The organism is Rathayibacter sp. VKM Ac-2805 (genome assembly GCF_009834265.1).
Lineage (GTDB): Bacteria > Actinomycetota > Actinomycetes > Actinomycetales > Microbacteriaceae > Rathayibacter.
In genome coordinates, this window is record NZ_CP047185.1 from 1,177,182 (window position 1) to 1,192,380 (window position 15,199).

Consider the following 15,199-nt stretch of genomic DNA (forward strand, 5'->3'; position numbering starts at 1 on the left):
GAACACGATGTGCATGTTCGAGGACCGCGACGGCTCCGCGCCGGTCGACGTGAAGCAGTTCCTGATCGCGGGCGACGAGACCGTCGTGCCGTGGATCCAGAGCATCCTCGACGCCCTCCCCGCGAACGCCCGCGGCCAGGTCTTCGTCGAGGTCGACGACGCGCGCGGACTGCCGCCGCTCGCCGCCCCCGGACGGGTCTGCGTCACCTGGCTCGGCCGCTCCGAGCGCTCGGGCGCCCCCGGCACCGGTGAGCGCTGCTCCCGCGGAGTCGCGCTCGACCGCGCGGTCCGGGCCTGGGTCGGCGAGATGTCGGTCGTCGACGGCGACTACCCGTGGGCCGACGGGCGCCACGACTTCTGCGCCTGGATCGGCGGGGCCGGCCCCGTCGTCGCCGAGCTCGCCGCCGACGTGGAGGCGCGCCTGCGCACCTCCGCCGAGCACGCCGCGCGCTGACCGTCCGCCGGGCGTCCCGGCTGAGTGTTAGGCAAGGCTTACCTTCTGTGCGAGACTGAGGCGATGCCTCCGACGACCGCCGCCCCCGCCCGACCGGCCTACCGGCCGTACCTCGCGACCGTCGCCGCAGCGACCCGGATCGCCCCGCACTTCATCCGCGTGACCCTCACCGGCACCGGCCTCGACCACGTCGGCTGCACCGGCCCCGACCAGCGCATCAAGCTCGTCGTCCCCACCGCCGCCTCCGACGCCCCCGCCTTCCTCGCCTCCGTCTCGGACCCCGACGGACCCGACGGACTCGACCCCGACTGGTACGGCCGCTGGCGACAGCTCCCCGACGAGCTCCGGAACCCGCTCCGCACCTACACCATCCGCGCCGTCCGCCCCGAGGACGCCGAGGTCGACATCGACTTCGCCGCCCACGGCGACACCGGACCGGCCTCCGCCTGGGTCGAGAGCGCCCGCGCCGGCGACCAGATCGTCATCATCGCGCCCGACACGCGCTCCGACCTCCCCGGCGGCGGAGTCGAGTTCCACCCCGGCGCCGCCACCTCCCTCCTCCTCGCCGGCGACGAGACGGCCGTCCCCGCCATCGCCGCGATCCTCGAGAGCCTCGACGACGACGCCACCGGAGCCGCGTTCCTCGAGGTCCCCACCGCCCACGACCGCCTCCTGCTCCGCCACCCCGCCGGCGTCCACGTCACCTGGATCGTCCGCGCCGACGCGGCAGCCCCCGGAGCGGCCCTCGGCGACGCGGTCCGCGCCTGGGCCACCCGCTTCCTCACCGCCCACCACCGCGGCGTCGACGTCAGCGATATCGACGTCGACCACGAGATGCTCTGGGAGGTCCCCGACGAGAGCACCGACCCCGGCCTCTACGCCTGGATCGCCGGAGAAGCCGGCGCCGTGAAGCTGATCCGCCGCTGCCTCGTCACCGAGCTCGGACTCGACCGGAAGCGGGTGGCGTTCATGGGGTACTGGCGCCTCGGCCGCCAAGAGTCCAACTGACCCGGAGCGCCGCAGGGCGACGTTCTGCGGCGTTGTCGTCGGGCGCGATACCGCCGGTATCGCTTCCTCCTCCGCCTTGCAGAACGACGCCCTGCGACGCTCCGGGCGCTGCTCGTAGAGGATCGGCGCGCCGGAGGCGCGGCCGCGGGGGACGGCGCGCCGGGGGCGCGGCCGCGGGGACGGCGCGCCAGGGGCGCGACCGCGGGGGACGATGCTGATCGAGTGGACCTCGCAGAGGGCGTCTCGAGATCCACTCCCGGCGGACTTCGCGCGCGATCGAGCGGTCCTCGGGTGCCTGGCGAGTCGGGCGACCGCGCCCGGACCTGCTGATCGGATAGCCCTCGGAGAGGGAGTATCGAGATCCACGCACGTCCGATCCCGCGGCTGATCGAGAAGCTCGCGGGCACACACCGAGTCGGGCGACCGCGCACAGACCTGCTGATCGGGCAGCCCTCGGAGAGGGTGTGTCGAGATCCTCCCGGCGAGCGGGTCGGGTACTCCGCGCCGCCCCGCGCCGAGTCGGCGGCGGCGGGGAGCGGCAGCGGGCTACAGGGTGGGGGAGACGCCCACGAGGCGGCTGGAGAGAGTCCAGAGGTCGTGGGCGAGAGCGCGGTCTCGGGCCTGGGGGTTCAGGGAGCCGTGCGGTGTCAGCTGGTCGAAGTAGGTGCCGCTGGCGGCACCGACGTCGGGCTCGGAGGCGAGGGTGATCAGCGGCACCGCACCCGCCTCGGCGGAGATGCCGAAGGAGCCGACCGAGAGGCTCGTCATCAGCTTCATCATCGTGCTGTCGGCACCGAAGCTCGTCGAGACGACGCCCGGGTGGAACGAGTACGCGTCGACCGACGTCGTCAGCAGGCGCTCCGCCAGCTCGCGGATGAAGAGGATCGTCACCAGCTTCGACGTGCCGTACGCCCGCCAGCCGCCGTGCCACGGACCGCGGCGGTTGTCGAGGTCGTCGAGCCTCAGGCGACCGAAGCGGTTCGCGAGGCTCGCCGTGGAGACGACGCGGACGCCGGCCCGCTCCCTCGAGGTCTCGATCATCCGCGGGAGCAGGAGCCGCGTGAGCAGGAACGGCGCGAGGTGGTTGCTCTGGATCGTCCGCTCGTGGCCGTCGACCGTCTCGGCGCGGTGGGAGACGAGCCCGCCCGCGTTGTTCGCCAGCACGTCGATCCGCTCGTAGCGCTCGAGGAGGCCGTCGGCCAGGGCGCGGACGTCGTCGAGCCGGTCGAAGTCGGCCAGGAACGCGTCGCCTCCCACGTCGGCGGCGACCGCGCGGGTGCGCTCGGGGTTCCGCCCGACCACGGCCACGCGGGCACCGGCGGACGCCAGCGCTCCCGCCGCGACCCGGCCGATGCCGGAGCTCGCTCCGGTGAGGACGACGACGCGCCCCGTCATGTCAGTGACCACGGAGATATCCGCCCTTCTCGAGACCGGCTTCGATCTCGAATCGATTGCGCAGCGGGTCGCGACCCGCCACCGTGTACGCGAACGGGAACCACATCCCGTAGAGCCGCCACTGCTCCTTGTGCACGGCCTCGTGCTCGAGGACGCTGTCGGAGACGTTGGTGCCCGTGAGGTAGCTCGTGCCGACGCAGGACCCCCCGCGGCCGAACGCCCAGGAGGGCAGACCGGTGAAGACGACGAGGCCGTGGCTGCGCCGGATCGGGCCCGTGCTCCACAGCGCGCCCCAGGCGAGGCCGACCGCGCACGCGAAGAGGTAGCCCGGCCGGGTGATCGCCGGATCCAGGGCCACCGTCGCGACGGCTCGACGGAGCGCGCTCACGCGCTGTCGCGTCCGTAGGTCTCGAGCAGCCGCAGCCAGACCTCGCTGATCGTCGGATAGGAGGGGACCGCATGCCAGAGGCGCGAGAGCGGCACCTCGCCGACGACGGCGATCGTCGCGGAGTGGATCAGCTCGCCGACCTCCTTGCCGACGAAGGTGACGCCGAGGACGACCTTCCGGTCCTCGTCCACGACCATCCGCGCGGTGCCCGTGTAGCCGTCGGCGGCGAGGGCGGCGCCGGCGACCGAGCCGATCTCGTAGTCGACGACGCGGGTGCGGTAGCCGGCCTTCTCGGCGGCCGCGGCGGTCAGGCCGACCGACGCGACCTCGGGGTCGGTGAAGACGACCTGCGGCACGGCCTCGTGGTCCGCGGTCGCGACGTGCGCTCCCCAGGGGGCGTCGTGGACCTCGGCACCGGTGGCGCGCGCGACGATCACGTCGCCGGCCGCACGGGCCTGGTACTTGCCCTGGTGCGTGAGCAGTGCGCGGTGGTTCACGTCGCCGACCCCGTAGAGCCACGGACGCCCGCCGCCGAGGGGAGCACCGTCGCCGCCCAGCACGAGCATCGTGTCGTCGACCGTCAGCGAGGAGCCGGGCTCGAGGCCCACCGTCTCGAGGCCGACGTCGCGGGTGTGCGGGGCGCGGCCGGTCGCGGCGAGCACCTGGTCGGCCTCGATGACGTCGCCGCCCTCGAGCGTCACCGCCACGGTGCCGTCGGACCGGCGCTCGACCGAGACGGGCGAGTCGCCGAGGCGCAGGTCGACGCCGAGCTCCTGGAGCGCCGAGCCGACGAGCTCGCCGGCGAAGGGCTCGAACGGCGCGAGGAGTCCGCTGCGGGCGACGAGCGTGACGGAGGAGCCCATGCCGGCGTAGGCGGTCGCCATCTCGGTCGCGACGACTCCGCCGCCGATGACGACGAGGCGCGGCGGCACCTCCTCGGCCGAGGTGGCCTCGCGGCTCGTCCAGGGGGATGCCGCGCGCAGGCCAGGGATGTCGGGGACGACGGCGGTGGTGCCGGTCGCGACGGCGACGGCGGAGCGGGCGCGGAGCACGCGCACCTCGCCGTCGGGTCCGGTCACGGTCACCTCGCGCTCGCCGCTCAGGCGGCCGTGCCCGCGGACGAGCTCGATGCCGGCGCCCTCGAGCCACTGCACCTGGCCGTGGTCGTCGAAGTGGCTGGTGAAGGAGTCGCGGCGGGCCAGGAGCGCGGGCACGTCGACTCCTCCGCTCACCGCCTGCGCCGCGCCGGGGAGATCACGGGCGGCGCGGAGCGCCATCGGCGGCCGCAGCAGCGCCTTCGAGGGCATGCACGCCCAGTAGGAGCACTCGCCCCCGACGAGCTCGCTCTCGACGACGGCGGCGGTGAGGCCGCCCTGGACCGCGCGGTCGGCGAGATTCTCGCCCACCGGCCCTGCTCCGATGACGATGACGTCGAACTCGTCCGTCGTGCTGCTCATGCTGTCTCCCTGGGGTTCTCGGAGGCGTCGAGCCCCGTCGTCGGTGGGTGCCCGGCGCTCAATGCGCCGGCACGATCTCGGCCCGCCAGCCGTCGTAGCGGCCGCCGTGGCTCTCGACCGCCTCGATCACCTGGCGGAGGAACGCGGTGGTCGACTCCTCGTCGACCGCGGCGTGGTGGCTCGCGACGAGGACCTGCCTCAGCCTCAGCCGCGAGATCGCGATCTGGAAGCCGGAGGCCACGAGGACGCGCCCGGCCCGTCGTGCGGTGCTGCGGCGGGAGAAGACGGCGAAGTGGTCGACCTCGCGCAGCTCCCACACCTGGTCGCCGTAGCGGAGCCGGATCTCGAGCTGCTGCGCGGCGCGCTCCTGCTGCGCCTCGAGGGAGGAGCCGCCGGGCGCCGTGACGGTGGTGCTCTCGTCGCTCATCGTCCGGTGAACTCCGCCGTCGTGCGCTGGAGGAAGGCCTCGGTGCCGATGCGCGCGTCCTCGGACGCCGCGAGACGCGCGAGCGCCCCGGGGAGCGCGGCCGCGGCCTCGGCGTCGGACGCGGCGACCGCGAGCCGGGCACTGGCCAGGGCGGCCTGCACGGCGAGCGGCGCCTGCGCGGCGATACGAGCGGCCAGCGCCCAGGCCGCCTCGGCGACCGTTCCGTCGGGGACGACCTGCTGCACGAGGCCGATGCGGTGGGCCTCCTCGGCATCGAAGAGGTCGCCGGTGAGGATCCAGCGCATCGCGTCGCCCCAGCCGACGGCGCGGGGGAAGCGCAGCGTCGCTCCGCCGAAGGGCAGGATGCCGCGGGCGACCTCGATCTGGCCGAAGCGGGTGGACCGCTCGGCGAGGACGACGTCGCTCGCGAGCGCGAGCTCGATGCCGAGCGTGAGGCAGGTGCCCTGGAGGCCGATGACCACCGGCTTGCTCACGGGGCGGGTGCGCAGGCCCCAGGGGTCGAGCCCGCCCTCGGGCACGAAGTCGAGGCCGCCGGAGCCCAGGCGGGGCCCGATGTCGGCGAGGTCGAGCCCGGCCGTGAAGTGCCCGCCCTCGGCGAGGACGACGCCGGCGCGCAGCTCCGGGTCGCGGTCGAGCTCGCCGTACGCGGACGCCAGCTCCGCGAGCAGCCGCAGATCGGCGGCGTTGCGCTTCTCGGGCCGGTCCAGCACGATCGCGAGCACGGTCCCGCGCCGCTCGGTGCGCACGCGCGGTCTCTCGTCGCTCATCGTTCCTCCGCTCGGTCGCGTCCGACCATCTTGCCGGGTGCCGCCGACACGCGCTCGGGCTTGCGCGCCGATGGCAGGGCTCTCTCAGGCCCCGCGGGACAGAGCGCCGAGGAGGCGGAGGATCGTGGGCAGGTCGTCCTCGGCCGCCGTCGGCGACGACGGGGCGAACGAGGTGACGCCGGCGCCCGCGAGCGGGAAGCGGGACCGGAGGGCGTCGAGGCTCGCGACGAGGCGCGAGGCGGGCACGCCGAAGGGCACAGGGTCGAACAGCCCGGCGAGGTCGGCGGGGTCGAGCACGTCCAGGTCGAGGTGCACGTAGACGGAGGCGGCACCGGTCGCCTCGACCGCCGCGACGAGCGACTCCGGGTCGAGGGCGTCTGCGGGCAGCACCGCGGCCCCCCGCTCGACCAGCGGCTCGAGCTCGCCGTCGTCGGCGGAGCGGACACCGGCGAGGACGACGCGCTCGTCGGCCACCCGCTCCTCGGCGCCCGCGCTCAGGAGGCCGACGCCGCGTCCGAGCGCGGCCGAGAGGACCATGCCGCAGAAGGCGCCGCTGGGGGAGGACTCGGGAGTGTGCGCGTCCGGGTGGGCGTCGAGCCAGACCAGCGCGACCGGGCCCGGTGCCGAGCGCACGGCGTGCCCGATCGCCGCGAACTCGACGCCGCAGTCGCCGCCGATCGTGATCACGGGACCGGTGCGGCCCGAGAGGGCCTCGCGCACCCGCTCGGCGACGGTGGCGACCGAGGCGTAGCGGCGGATGCCGGTGTCCTGGGCGTCGCCCGCCTCGGCGGGGATGTCGAGGGTCGTGGTGGCGGAGGAGGGCAGATCGCCCCGGATCGCCTCGGCTCCGTCGACGAGGCGCATCGCGCGCGTCGACGCCGAGCCCTGCCACTGGGGGACGACGAGGAAGGAGGCCATGTCCCTCACTATGGCACGCGCGCCGGTGCCGGGTGCCTGCGTGCTCAGGCCGCGGGCAGGCCTCCGGGAACGGCTGCTGGGCGGAGCGACGAGGGTGCGCCGTCGAGGTCGACCAGGGCCTCGTCGAGCGCGGAGCGGGCGCGGTCGGCGGCGGCGCGGGCCTCGTCCAGAGCGCCGGCCGGATCGCCTGCCGCACGGCGCACCGCGGTGTCCAGCTGCCCGAGCGTCTCCTCGGCGAGGATCCGGGGTGCCGCGGTGATGCGCTCGCCGTGCACGGCGGCCAGGAGCAGCACCGACTCGGCGCCGAGCCGGGCCGCGGTGCGCGCCGCCTCGAACAGCAGGAGCTGGCGCTCGGCCTGGGCGCGCGGCTCGCGGTATCCGGAGACGACGGCGTCCAGAGCGGAGTCGGCGTCGAGCAGCAGGACCAGCAGCGCGGCAGGATCGTGGCGGGCGCCGGCCGACCGGGCGTCGTCGGCGTCGAGGAGGAGCGACCGTGCCGCGGCGCACGCGACGGCCACGTCGGCGGCGGAGGCGAGCTGCGCCGAGGTGCGCAGGTCCGAGAGGGTGGCGGCCCGCTCCAGGTCGTCCCGCACGGAGCGCTCGACGCCGCTCAGCTGCACCTCGGCGCGGGTCACGAGCCCGACCAGCGAGTCGACCGCGTCGAGCAGGGCGCCGGGATCGGGGGAGCCGCCGGCGGCGACGTGCTCGACGGCCTCGCGCAGCGGTCGGACCCGGCGCTCGGGAGTGGTCCCGGCGAGGACGGAGACCTCGGAGCGCGCCTGCTGCACGCGCTCCGGGAGGGACGGGCTCGGCGAGGTCACTCCGTGATCGTACGGCCGGAGTGTGACACCGCGTGACACGGCGGTTCGACCGGCGGCGGCGGCGTGCCCAGGATGGAGTCATGACCCGCTCGCTCGCCATCGTCGAGGTCGCCCGCGTGCGACCGGGCCGCGAGGAGTACCACGCCTACGTGCAGATCCTGAACGGCCGCATCCTCGCCCTCGCGCACGAGCGCGGCTGGCGGGCGGAGCGCTTCGCCGCCGAGGAGCTGGGCACGGAGGAGCTGCTGGCGCGCACGGCGGGGGCGGACGCCCTCGTCCTCGCGGGCGGCGAGGACATCGCTCCCGAGCAGTACGGCGCCGACCGCGGCTACCCGGCCGAGGGCCCCCACGCGGAGCGCGCGGATGCCGCCCAGATCGCGCTGGTGCACCGGGCACTGGCCCGCCGGACCCCGCTGCTGGGCATCTGCCGCGGCCTGCAGATCGTCAACGTCGCGCTCGGCGGCACGCTGGTGCAGGACCTGGGTCCGGAGGCGGAGCACGTCAACGCGGCGGCCCCCGCTCACCAGCGCATGCACCGGCACGAGGTCGGGCTCGCGGCGGGCTCCGTGCTCGGCGGGCTCTTCGGGTCCGAGGCGCTCGCGGTGCAGAGCGCGCACCACCAGGCGGTCGACCTGCTCGCTCCGGGGCTGCGGGTCGTCGCCCGGGCGGAGGACGGCGTGATCGAGGCCGTCGAGCACGTCGCGGCCCCCCTCGTGGGCGTGCAGTGGCACCCCGAGGACCCGGACGCTCCCGCCGGTCAGCTGGCGACGCTGCTCGACGGGCTGGCGCTCGCCGCCGCCCGCGGGGAGTTCGCGCTGCCCCTCGCCGCCTGAGCGGCCGGGGCTCCCCGCGGGCGACCGGGCTCAGCGGGCCAGTCGGGCCATCCACGACTCGATGTCGTCGGCCGAGCGCGGGATGCCGGCCGAGAGGTTCTCGGCGCCGTCGGCGGTGACGAGCACGTCGTCCTCGATCCGGACGCCGATGCCGCGCAGCTCCTCCGGGACCGTGAGGTCGTCGGGCTGGAAGTAGAGGCCGGGCTCGATCGTGAAGACCATGCCCTCCTCGACCAGTCCGTCGAGGTACATCTCGCGCCGTGCCCGGGCGCAGTCGTGCACGTCGAGCCCGAGGTGGTGGCTGGTGCCGTGGACCATGTAGCGGCGGTGCTGCTGGTTGTCGGCCTCGAGCGCCTCCTCGGCGCTGACCGGCAGCAGGCCCCACTCGGCGGTGCGCCGCGCGATGACGGCCATCGCCGCGGCGTGAACCTCGCGGAAGCGGATGCCGGGTCGGACGATCGCGAACGCGGCGTCGGCCGCCTCCCGCACCGTCTCGTGAACCTGGCGCTGGGCGTCCGTGTAGCGGCCGTCCACCGGGAAGGTGCGCGTGATGTCGGCGGTGTAGTAGCTGTCCTGCTCGACGCCGGCGTCCAGCAGCACCAGCTGGCCGGGGCGCACCGGCCCGTCGTTGCGCGTCCAGTGCAGGATGCAGGCGTGGGGGCCCGCCGCGGCGATGGTGTCGTAGCCGACCGCGTTGCCGTCGGCGCGCGCGCGTCCGTTGAAGACGCCCTCGATCAGGCGCTCGCCCTTCTCGTGGGCGATGATGCGCGGCAGGTCGGAGAGGACGTCCTCGAAGCCGCGGCCCGTCGCGTCGACGGCGGCGCGCAGCTCGGCGATCTCGTAGGCGTCCTTGACCAGGCGGAGCTCGGCGATGTCGCGCTCGAGCGCCGCGTCGCGGTCCGCCCGCTCGTCGGCCTCGACCGCGTCGAGACGGCCGGTCACCGCCGGGTCGGCCTCGCGCAGCACGGCGAGGGGGACGCCGTCGTGCGCGTCGAGGACCGCGTCGAGCTCGGCGATCCCGCGGGTGGCGAGGCCGAGATCGCTCGCGACCTGCGCGAGCGACGGACGCGGCCCGATCCAGAACTCGCCGATCTCGGGGTTGGCGTAGAACTCGTCGGAGTCGCGGCCCGCGCGCTCGCGGAAGTAGAGCGTCGCGCTGTGGCCGGACCCGGCGGGCTCGAGGACGAGCACCGCGCCGGGCTCGGAGTCGGAGCCCCAGCCGGTGAGCCAGGTGAAGGCCGAGTGCGCACGGAACGGGTAGTCGGTGTCGTTCGCGCGCTGCTTGAGGCGGCCCGCCGGGACGACGATGCGCACGCCGGTGTGCAGCGCGGAGAGGCGCTCGCGGCGGGAGGCGGCGAAGGACGCCTGCTCGCGCGGAGCAGGCAGCGGCTCCTCCCGCTCGGCCCAGCCGGACGCGATGAAGTCGCGGAAGCGGTCGGAGGCGGGGGTCGTCGAGCGGTTCGCGGTGGCGCGGGGGCGCGGGGCGGCGGCGGGGTCGGGCGTCTGAGCGGCGGTCCGCTCCTCCGTGTTCGTCATGACTCCCATTGTCCTCCTCCGCACGGCCGCGGGGGCCGCCACGGGCCGGGCGGGGGAGGAGGACGGGGAGTCGGCGTCGGGGAGGAACGTCAGGACGCGTCCTTCACCATCCCGCGGACCGAGAGCTGGACGACCAGCGGCCGGTGGTCGCTCCCGGCGTCGTCGCGGTCGTCGACGACCTGGTAGCCCGAGACCTCCCAGCGTCCGGAGAAGAGGACGTGGTCGATCGGGGCGCCGAGCGCGGGCGGGACCGAGGACGGCCAGGTGCCCAGGGCGGCGCCGCCCGCGACGGTCCCCGCGTCGCGGCAGCCGCCCAGCGTGGCCGAGCCCGGCAGCCCGGTCCAGTGGTCGACCGTGGAGTTCAGATCGCCGAGGACCACGACGTCCTCCTCCGCGGAGCAGAGCGCGGAGACCGAGAGCAGATCGCTCCGCCACTCCGCGAGGCGCGAGGGGATCGGCGCCATGGTGTGCACCGCGGCGAGGACGGGGCGCTCGAGAGTGTCGGGGCGTGCGACGAGGGACGGTGTCGATCCGGTGACGACCGCGGCGGTGTCGACGCTGTAGCCGCCGAGCGAGGGGGAGAGCAGCAGGGCCGCCCCGTCGTCGGCGCCCGACCCGGCGTAGTGGAGGGTCATCGACATCCCCTGGGCGCTGAGCGCGTTCACGACGTCCTGCGCGTGCGTCTGCGAGACCTCGAGGAGGGCGATGCCGTCGACCGCGCTCTCCCGGGCGAGCGAGGCGATCGTGTCGACGGGCACGCCGTCGTGCAGCACGTTCCAGGTCGCGAGGCGCACGTCGGCGAGGCGGTGGGCGCGCGGAGCGGCGGAGTCGTAGCCCCGCGCTCCCTGCACTCCCGCGAGCACGAGCGCGAAGACGACGCCGAGCGCCGCGAGGGCCAGCGCGAGGCGCCTGACCGGAGCGACGAGGACCGCGATCACGACCAGGACAGCGGCGAGCCCGACGGCCGCCGCGCCCGTCGCGAGCCGGAACGGCACCAGCTGGGCGAAGGGGGCCTCCCGGGCGATCCCGAAGAAGCCGGGCGCCGCGACCACCAGCAGAGCGATCGCCACGATCACCGCCACCGCGGTCTTCACCAGTCTCGTCCCCATCGCCGCCCAGGCTACTAGGGCATCGGAGGGCTCGCAGGCGGCGCGTCTACGATGAGCGCATGCATGTCGACGGGGGCCGTTACGACCTCCACACCCACTCCGTCGTCTCCGACGGCACCGAGGCTCCGGCCGTCCTGGTGCGGGCCGCGGCCGCGGCCGGGCTCGCCGGAGTGGCGCTCACGGACCACGACACGACCGGCGGCTGGGCCGAGGCGCTCGCCGCGGCCGAGGAGGCGGGCATCGACCTGCTGCCCGGCATGGAGCTCTCCTCCCGCGTCGGCTGGGCCAGCGTCCACGTCCTCGCGTACCTCGTCGATCCGGCGGATCCGGGGCTCGTGGCCGAGACCGCGCGCATCCGCTCGGCCCGCACGCACCGCGCGGAGGCGATCGTCACCGCGATCGCGGCCGACTACGACCTCACCTGGGACGACGTCCTCGCCCAGACCAGCCCGGGCACGACCATCGGGCGTCCGCACATCGCCGACGCGCTCGTCGCCCGCGGCCTGGCCACCGACCGCTCCGCGGCCTTCGCGGGGATCCTCGACTGGCGCGGCGGCTACTACCGCCCGCACTACGCGCCCGACCCGGTCGACGCCGTGCGCCTGGTCCGCGCGGCGGGCGGGGTCCCGGTCATCGCGCACCCGGCCGCGAGCGCCCGCGGGATCGCGGTCGAGTCGATCCTCCCGCAGCTCGTCGACGCCGGCCTGTTCGGCCTCGAGGTCGAGCACCGCGAGAACACGGCCGACGGCAAGCGCCGCCTGCGCGAGCTCGCCGAGCAGTACTCGCTCGTCACCACGGGCTCGAGCGACTACCACGGCACGGGCAAGCCCAACCGCCTGGGCGAGAACACGACCGCGCGCGCGACCGTCGACGCGATCCGCTCCTCCGCCCGCTGAGTCGCGGAGAGCCGCTGACAGGCGGAGAGCCGCCGGATCACCGTGACCGCTGAGGGGCGAGAGCCGCTGAGTCGCGTGGGGACACCGCTGAGTCGCGGGAGAGCCGCTGAGACGCCGGGAGCCCGCCCTCCCGCGACGGATCGCGGGGGGACGGGCTCGGGGCGCGGAGGCTCAGGCCTGCGCGTCGGGGCGCGGCGAGCGGCGGCGCGACCGGGTGCGGCGGCGCGGCTCGCTGTTGCCGTCGTGGTGCTCCTTGCTCTCGCTCGAGGGAGCTGGGCCGGTCTGCTGCGGAGCGGTCGAGTCGGCGGAGTCGGAGCGGGTGCGGCGACGCGGCGGCCGGTCGCCCCGCTCGGAGCGCTCGCCGCGGTCGGAGCGCTCGCCCCGGTCCGGGCGCGCGTCGGCCTTCGCCTCGGCGGGGATCGGGGTCGGCTTCAGCCGTCCCTTGGTCCCCGCGGGGATGTCGAGGTCGGTGTAGAGGTGCGGCGACGACGAGTAGGTCTCGACCGGGTCGGGCTGGCCGAACTCCAGCGCCCGGTTGATGAGGGCCCACTTGTGCAGGTCCTCCCAGTCGACGAAGGTCACCGCGATGCCGGTCTTGCCCGCGCGCCCGGTGCGGCCGACGCGGTGCAGGTAGGTCTGGTCGTCGTCCGGGATCGTGTGGTTGATCACGTGGGTGACGTCGTTCACGTCGATGCCGCGCGCGGCGACGTCGGTGGCGATCAGGATGTCCTTCTTGCCGGCCTTGAACGCCGCCATCGCGCGCTCGCGCTGCTCCTGGTTGAGGTCTCCGTGCACGGCCGCCGCGTTGAAGCCGCGGTCGTTGAGCTCCTCGACGATGCGGGCCGCGGCGCGCTTCGTGCGGGTGAAGATGACGGTCTTGCCGCGGCCCTCGGACTGCAGGATGCGCGCGATGACCTCGTCCTTGTCGAGCGAGTGCGCCCGGTAGACGATGTGCTTGATGTTCGCCTGCGTGATGCCCTCGTCGGGGTCGGTCGCGCGGATGTGGATGGGCTTGTTCATGAAGCGGCGCGCGAGCGCGACGATCGCGCCCGGCATCGTCGCCGAGAAGAGCATGGTGTGGCGGGTGGGCGGCGTCTGCGCGAACAGCTTCTCGATGTCCGAGAGGAAGCCCAGGTCGAGCATCTTGTCGGCCTCGTCGAGGACCATCACCTGCACGTTGGCGAGCGAGAGCAGGCGCTGCCCGGCGAGGTCGAGGAGCCGGCCGGGGGTGCCGACGACGATCTGCGCGCCGGCCTTCAGCTGCTCGATCTGGCCCTCGTAGGCCTTGCCGCCGTAGATCGAGACGATCTTGGTCGGCCGGTTGGAGGCGGCCAGCTCGATGTCCTCGGTGACCTGCACGGCGAGCTCGCGGGTCGGGACGACGATGAGCGCCTTGACGCCCGGCTCCGGGTCGGTGCCGAGGGCCTGGATGAGGGGGAGGCCGAAGCCGAAGGTCTTGCCGGTGCCGGTCTTGGCCTGGCCGATGATGTCCTGCTTCTGCAGGGCCAGGGGGATCGTCTGCTCCTGGATGGGGAACGGCTCGAGGATGCCCTTGGCGGCGAGTGCGGCGACGATGTCGTCGTCGATGTTCAGATCGGAGAAAGTCACGGAGTGAAGCGCCTGTCGTGTCGAACGGTCTACGCCCCTGTACGACTCCGGGCGCAGGGTCACCGATCCAGCGCCGGTGACATCCCGGCGAGTCTACTGCTCCCGGCCCCGCCGGCCCCGGAACCCCGCTCCTCCGGCGCCCTATGCTGAGGAAATGGCTGCCTGGTTCCGACGTCGACGTCCCCTGCTCGAGGTGCCCCGCCTGACGCCCCGCGGGGAGTCGAGCCAGAAGCGCGACCGCGTCGACCTCGCCGACCTCACCCCCGAGGTGCTGCCCTACCTCGGCCAGGTCGCCTACCTCCAGCTCGCGGTGTTCGAGGTGCTGGCGCGCGCCGTCGCCGAGACCGACGACCTCGCGGACAAGGAGGCCATCTCCTCCGCCGCCGGCACGGCGCTCGCGAAGCACCACGCGGTCGTCGCCGAGCTGCGCCGCCGCGACGTGGAGCCCGGCGAGGCCATGACTCCGTTCCGTCCCGCGATCGACACCTTCGAGCGGCTCACCCGCGGTGCGGACCTCCACGAGACGCTGCTCTCGGCGTACATCACGGCGGGCCTGCTCGACGACTTCTTCATCCGCCTCACCGGCGGGCTGCCCACCGACGTGGGGCCGCGCATCGCGCAGACGCTCGGCGCGGACACGGGCGTCGACGGCGTGATCGCGATCCTCCGCCGCGAGATCGCCGCGGACGAGCGCCTGGGCTCGCGCCTGGCCGTCTGGGGCCGCCGCCTGGTGGGCGACACCCTCCTCGTGGCGCGCTCCGCGCTGATGGGGTCGGGCAACCACGACTCCGACGAGTCGCGGATCGAGCCGGTGTTCACCGAGCTCATCGCCTCGCACACGCGCCGGATGGACGCGCTGGGGCTCACGGCCTGACGGTTCCCGGCGTCGCACTGCCCCGGAATCCGGAACGACGGAGGCGCGGAAGTCCGAGGACTCCCGCGCCTCCGGCTCGGATCAGGGGGCGACGCGTCCCGAGAGCATCGCCTGCAGGGAGGCCTCGTCGCGGCGGGCGCGGCTGCGCCCGAGCGAGAGGCCGACCGGGACGACGACCACGGCGGTCGCGACGAGGGACAGGACCCAGATCAGGCCGCCGTCCCACGGCAGGCCCGCCCAGGTCAGCGCGACCCAGACGACTGCGGCGACGAGGCCGCCGATCGCCGGGACCAGCACGGAGCCGTGCAGGTGCCGGTGCGGCAGCCCGTAGCGCGCGGCGAGACCGATCAGGACCCCGAACAGGGTGATGAAGAGGAGCTCCACGACGTGTCCGCCCGGGACGCTCTAGGCGACGAAGCCGACGCGGCGCGACTCCTCGGAGCCGACCTCGACGAAGGCGATGGTGGCGGTAGGGACGATGTAGATCTTGCCCTTCTCGTCGCGGAGGCGGAGGACGGCGGTGCCGGCCTCGAGAGCGGTGGTCACCGTCTTCTCGACCTCGGTCACGGACATCGACGACTCGAAGTTGAGCTCGCGCGGGGTGTTGACCATTCCAATACGGATTTCCACCAGCAGTGCCTTTCGGGAGGGGACGAGGGTGTCAGGATACGGGACCGCGCTCGGACG

At 74.5% G+C, this 15,199-nt stretch carries 17 protein-coding genes; 5 read left to right on the plus strand and 12 right to left on the minus strand.

The annotated features are described in order from the left end of the window. Positions 1 to 13: 13 nt before the first annotated feature. Both GSU40_RS05435 and GSU40_RS05440 read left to right on the plus strand, forming a co-directional pair. On the plus strand, positions 14 to 454 hold the full coding sequence (locus GSU40_RS05435) for an SIP domain-containing protein (protein ID WP_160034004.1): 441 nt from the start codon (positions 14 to 16) through the stop codon (positions 452 to 454). A 63-nt stretch (positions 455 to 517) separates the two neighbouring features. Further along, the gene (locus tag GSU40_RS05440) at positions 518 to 1,462 is read left to right on the plus strand and encodes a siderophore-interacting protein (protein ID WP_160034006.1); all 945 of its coding nucleotides are present in this window, start codon (positions 518 to 520) and stop codon (positions 1,460 to 1,462) included. A 546-nt stretch (positions 1,463 to 2,008) separates the two neighbouring features. Here the strand turns inward: GSU40_RS05440 and GSU40_RS05445 are convergent. From GSU40_RS05445 to GSU40_RS05475, 7 genes are all read right to left on the minus strand, one after another. Then, positions 2,009 to 2,869, minus strand: coding sequence for an SDR family NAD(P)-dependent oxidoreductase (locus GSU40_RS05445; protein ID WP_244229608.1), 861 nt, complete (start codon positions 2,867 to 2,869; stop codon positions 2,009 to 2,011). Then, entirely contained in the window at positions 2,859 to 3,245 is a 387-nt protein-coding gene (locus GSU40_RS05450; protein ID WP_104227423.1) for a Fe-S oxidoreductase, read from the minus strand. The genes GSU40_RS05445 and GSU40_RS05450 overlap by 11 nt, the downstream gene beginning before the upstream one ends. Then, the gene (locus tag GSU40_RS05455; protein ID WP_104225031.1) at positions 3,242 to 4,702 is read right to left on the minus strand and encodes an NAD(P)/FAD-dependent oxidoreductase; all 1,461 of its coding nucleotides are present in this window, start codon (positions 4,700 to 4,702) and stop codon (positions 3,242 to 3,244) included. Before GSU40_RS05455 ends, GSU40_RS05450 begins: the two co-directional genes overlap by 4 nt. Before the next feature lie 58 nt (positions 4,703 to 4,760). After that, positions 4,761 to 5,129, minus strand: a complete 369-nt coding sequence (locus GSU40_RS05460; RefSeq protein WP_104225032.1) for a ribonuclease E inhibitor RraB — start codon at positions 5,127 to 5,129, stop codon at positions 4,761 to 4,763. Then, positions 5,126 to 5,917, minus strand: coding sequence for a crotonase/enoyl-CoA hydratase family protein (locus tag GSU40_RS05465; RefSeq protein ID WP_160034008.1), 792 nt, complete (start codon positions 5,915 to 5,917; stop codon positions 5,126 to 5,128). Before GSU40_RS05465 ends, GSU40_RS05460 begins: the two co-directional genes overlap by 4 nt. 84 nt (positions 5,918 to 6,001) lie before the next feature. After that, a complete protein-coding gene (locus GSU40_RS05470; protein WP_104346577.1) occupies positions 6,002 to 6,835 on the minus strand; it encodes an arginase family protein in 834 nt (277 codons plus the stop codon). A gap of 44 nt (positions 6,836 to 6,879) precedes the next feature. Beyond that, positions 6,880 to 7,656: a hypothetical protein gene (locus tag GSU40_RS05475; RefSeq protein ID WP_160034010.1), complete on the minus strand. Its 777-nt coding sequence runs from the start codon at positions 7,654 to 7,656 to the stop codon at positions 6,880 to 6,882. Positions 7,657 to 7,736: 80 nt separating this feature from the next. Between GSU40_RS05475 and GSU40_RS05480 the strand changes: the two genes are divergently transcribed. Next, on the plus strand, positions 7,737 to 8,489 hold the full coding sequence (locus GSU40_RS05480; RefSeq protein ID WP_104225036.1) for a gamma-glutamyl-gamma-aminobutyrate hydrolase family protein: 753 nt from the start codon (positions 7,737 to 7,739) through the stop codon (positions 8,487 to 8,489). Between the two features lie 30 nt (positions 8,490 to 8,519). On the opposite strand, the gene GSU40_RS05485 is transcribed toward GSU40_RS05480, so the two are convergent. Both GSU40_RS05485 and GSU40_RS05490 read right to left on the minus strand, forming a co-directional pair. After that, positions 8,520 to 10,025, minus strand: coding sequence for an aminopeptidase P family protein (locus GSU40_RS05485; RefSeq protein ID WP_244229609.1), 1,506 nt, complete (start codon positions 10,023 to 10,025; stop codon positions 8,520 to 8,522). A gap of 89 nt (positions 10,026 to 10,114) precedes the next feature. Beyond that, positions 10,115 to 11,134, minus strand: coding sequence for an endonuclease/exonuclease/phosphatase family protein (locus GSU40_RS05490; protein WP_160034014.1), 1,020 nt, complete (start codon positions 11,132 to 11,134; stop codon positions 10,115 to 10,117). A gap of 59 nt (positions 11,135 to 11,193) precedes the next feature. Here GSU40_RS05490 and GSU40_RS05495 point away from each other — a divergent pair, with 59 nt between their 5' ends. Further along, on the plus strand, positions 11,194 to 12,030 hold the full coding sequence (locus tag GSU40_RS05495) for a PHP domain-containing protein (protein ID WP_104224845.1): 837 nt from the start codon (positions 11,194 to 11,196) through the stop codon (positions 12,028 to 12,030). Between the two features lie 171 nt (positions 12,031 to 12,201). On the opposite strand, the gene GSU40_RS05500 is transcribed toward GSU40_RS05495, so the two are convergent. After that, positions 12,202 to 13,638 carry a DEAD/DEAH box helicase gene (locus tag GSU40_RS05500; protein ID WP_104224844.1) on the minus strand — a complete coding sequence of 479 codons (1,437 nt, stop codon included), beginning with the start codon at positions 13,636 to 13,638 and terminating at the stop codon, positions 12,202 to 12,204. Positions 13,639 to 13,792: 154 nt separating this feature from the next. On the opposite strand from GSU40_RS05500, the gene GSU40_RS05505 reads away from it, so the two are divergent. Then, positions 13,793 to 14,512 carry a ferritin-like fold-containing protein gene (locus tag GSU40_RS05505; protein ID WP_104224843.1) on the plus strand — a complete coding sequence of 240 codons (720 nt, stop codon included), beginning with the start codon at positions 13,793 to 13,795 and terminating at the stop codon, positions 14,510 to 14,512. Between the two features lie 81 nt (positions 14,513 to 14,593). Here the strand turns inward: GSU40_RS05505 and GSU40_RS05510 are convergent, their stop codons facing one another. Both GSU40_RS05510 and GSU40_RS05515 read right to left on the minus strand, forming a co-directional pair. Beyond that, positions 14,594 to 14,896 (minus strand): hypothetical protein, encoded by a 303-nt coding sequence (locus GSU40_RS05510; RefSeq protein WP_104226942.1) that lies wholly within the window; start codon positions 14,894 to 14,896, stop codon positions 14,594 to 14,596. Positions 14,897 to 14,917: 21 nt separating this feature from the next. Then, the gene (locus tag GSU40_RS05515) at positions 14,918 to 15,142 is read right to left on the minus strand and encodes a DUF3107 domain-containing protein (protein WP_104224841.1); all 225 of its coding nucleotides are present in this window, start codon (positions 15,140 to 15,142) and stop codon (positions 14,918 to 14,920) included. Between the last annotated feature and the right edge of the window lie 57 nt (positions 15,143 to 15,199).

Excerpts from the sequence above, each read along its gene's own strand:
- GSU40_RS05465 (WP_160034008.1), bottom strand. The coding sequence starts at position 5,917 with ATGAGCGACGAGAGACCGCGCGTGCGCACCGAGCGGCGCGGGACCGTG.
- GSU40_RS05455 (WP_104225031.1), bottom strand. The coding sequence starts at position 4,702 with ATGAGCAGCACGACGGACGAGTTCGACGTCATCGTCATCGGAGCAGGG.
- GSU40_RS05480 (WP_104225036.1), top strand. The coding sequence starts at position 7,737 with ATGACCCGCTCGCTCGCCATCGTCGAGGTCGCCCGCGTGCGACCGGGC.
- GSU40_RS05485 (WP_244229609.1), bottom strand. The coding sequence starts at position 10,025 with ATGACGAACACGGAGGAGCGGACCGCCGCTCAGACGCCCGACCCCGCC.
- GSU40_RS05435 (WP_160034004.1), top strand. The coding sequence starts at position 14 with ATGTTCGAGGACCGCGACGGCTCCGCGCCGGTCGACGTGAAGCAGTTC.
- GSU40_RS05440 (WP_160034006.1), top strand. The coding sequence starts at position 518 with ATGCCTCCGACGACCGCCGCCCCCGCCCGACCGGCCTACCGGCCGTAC.
- GSU40_RS05470 (WP_104346577.1), bottom strand. The coding sequence starts at position 6,835 with ATGGCCTCCTTCCTCGTCGTCCCCCAGTGGCAGGGCTCGGCGTCGACG.
- GSU40_RS05460 (WP_104225032.1), bottom strand. The coding sequence starts at position 5,129 with ATGAGCGACGAGAGCACCACCGTCACGGCGCCCGGCGGCTCCTCCCTC.
- GSU40_RS05495 (WP_104224845.1), top strand. The coding sequence starts at position 11,194 with ATGCATGTCGACGGGGGCCGTTACGACCTCCACACCCACTCCGTCGTC.
- GSU40_RS05505 (WP_104224843.1), top strand. The coding sequence starts at position 13,793 with ATGGCTGCCTGGTTCCGACGTCGACGTCCCCTGCTCGAGGTGCCCCGC.
- GSU40_RS05490 (WP_160034014.1), bottom strand. The coding sequence starts at position 11,134 with ATGGGGACGAGACTGGTGAAGACCGCGGTGGCGGTGATCGTGGCGATC.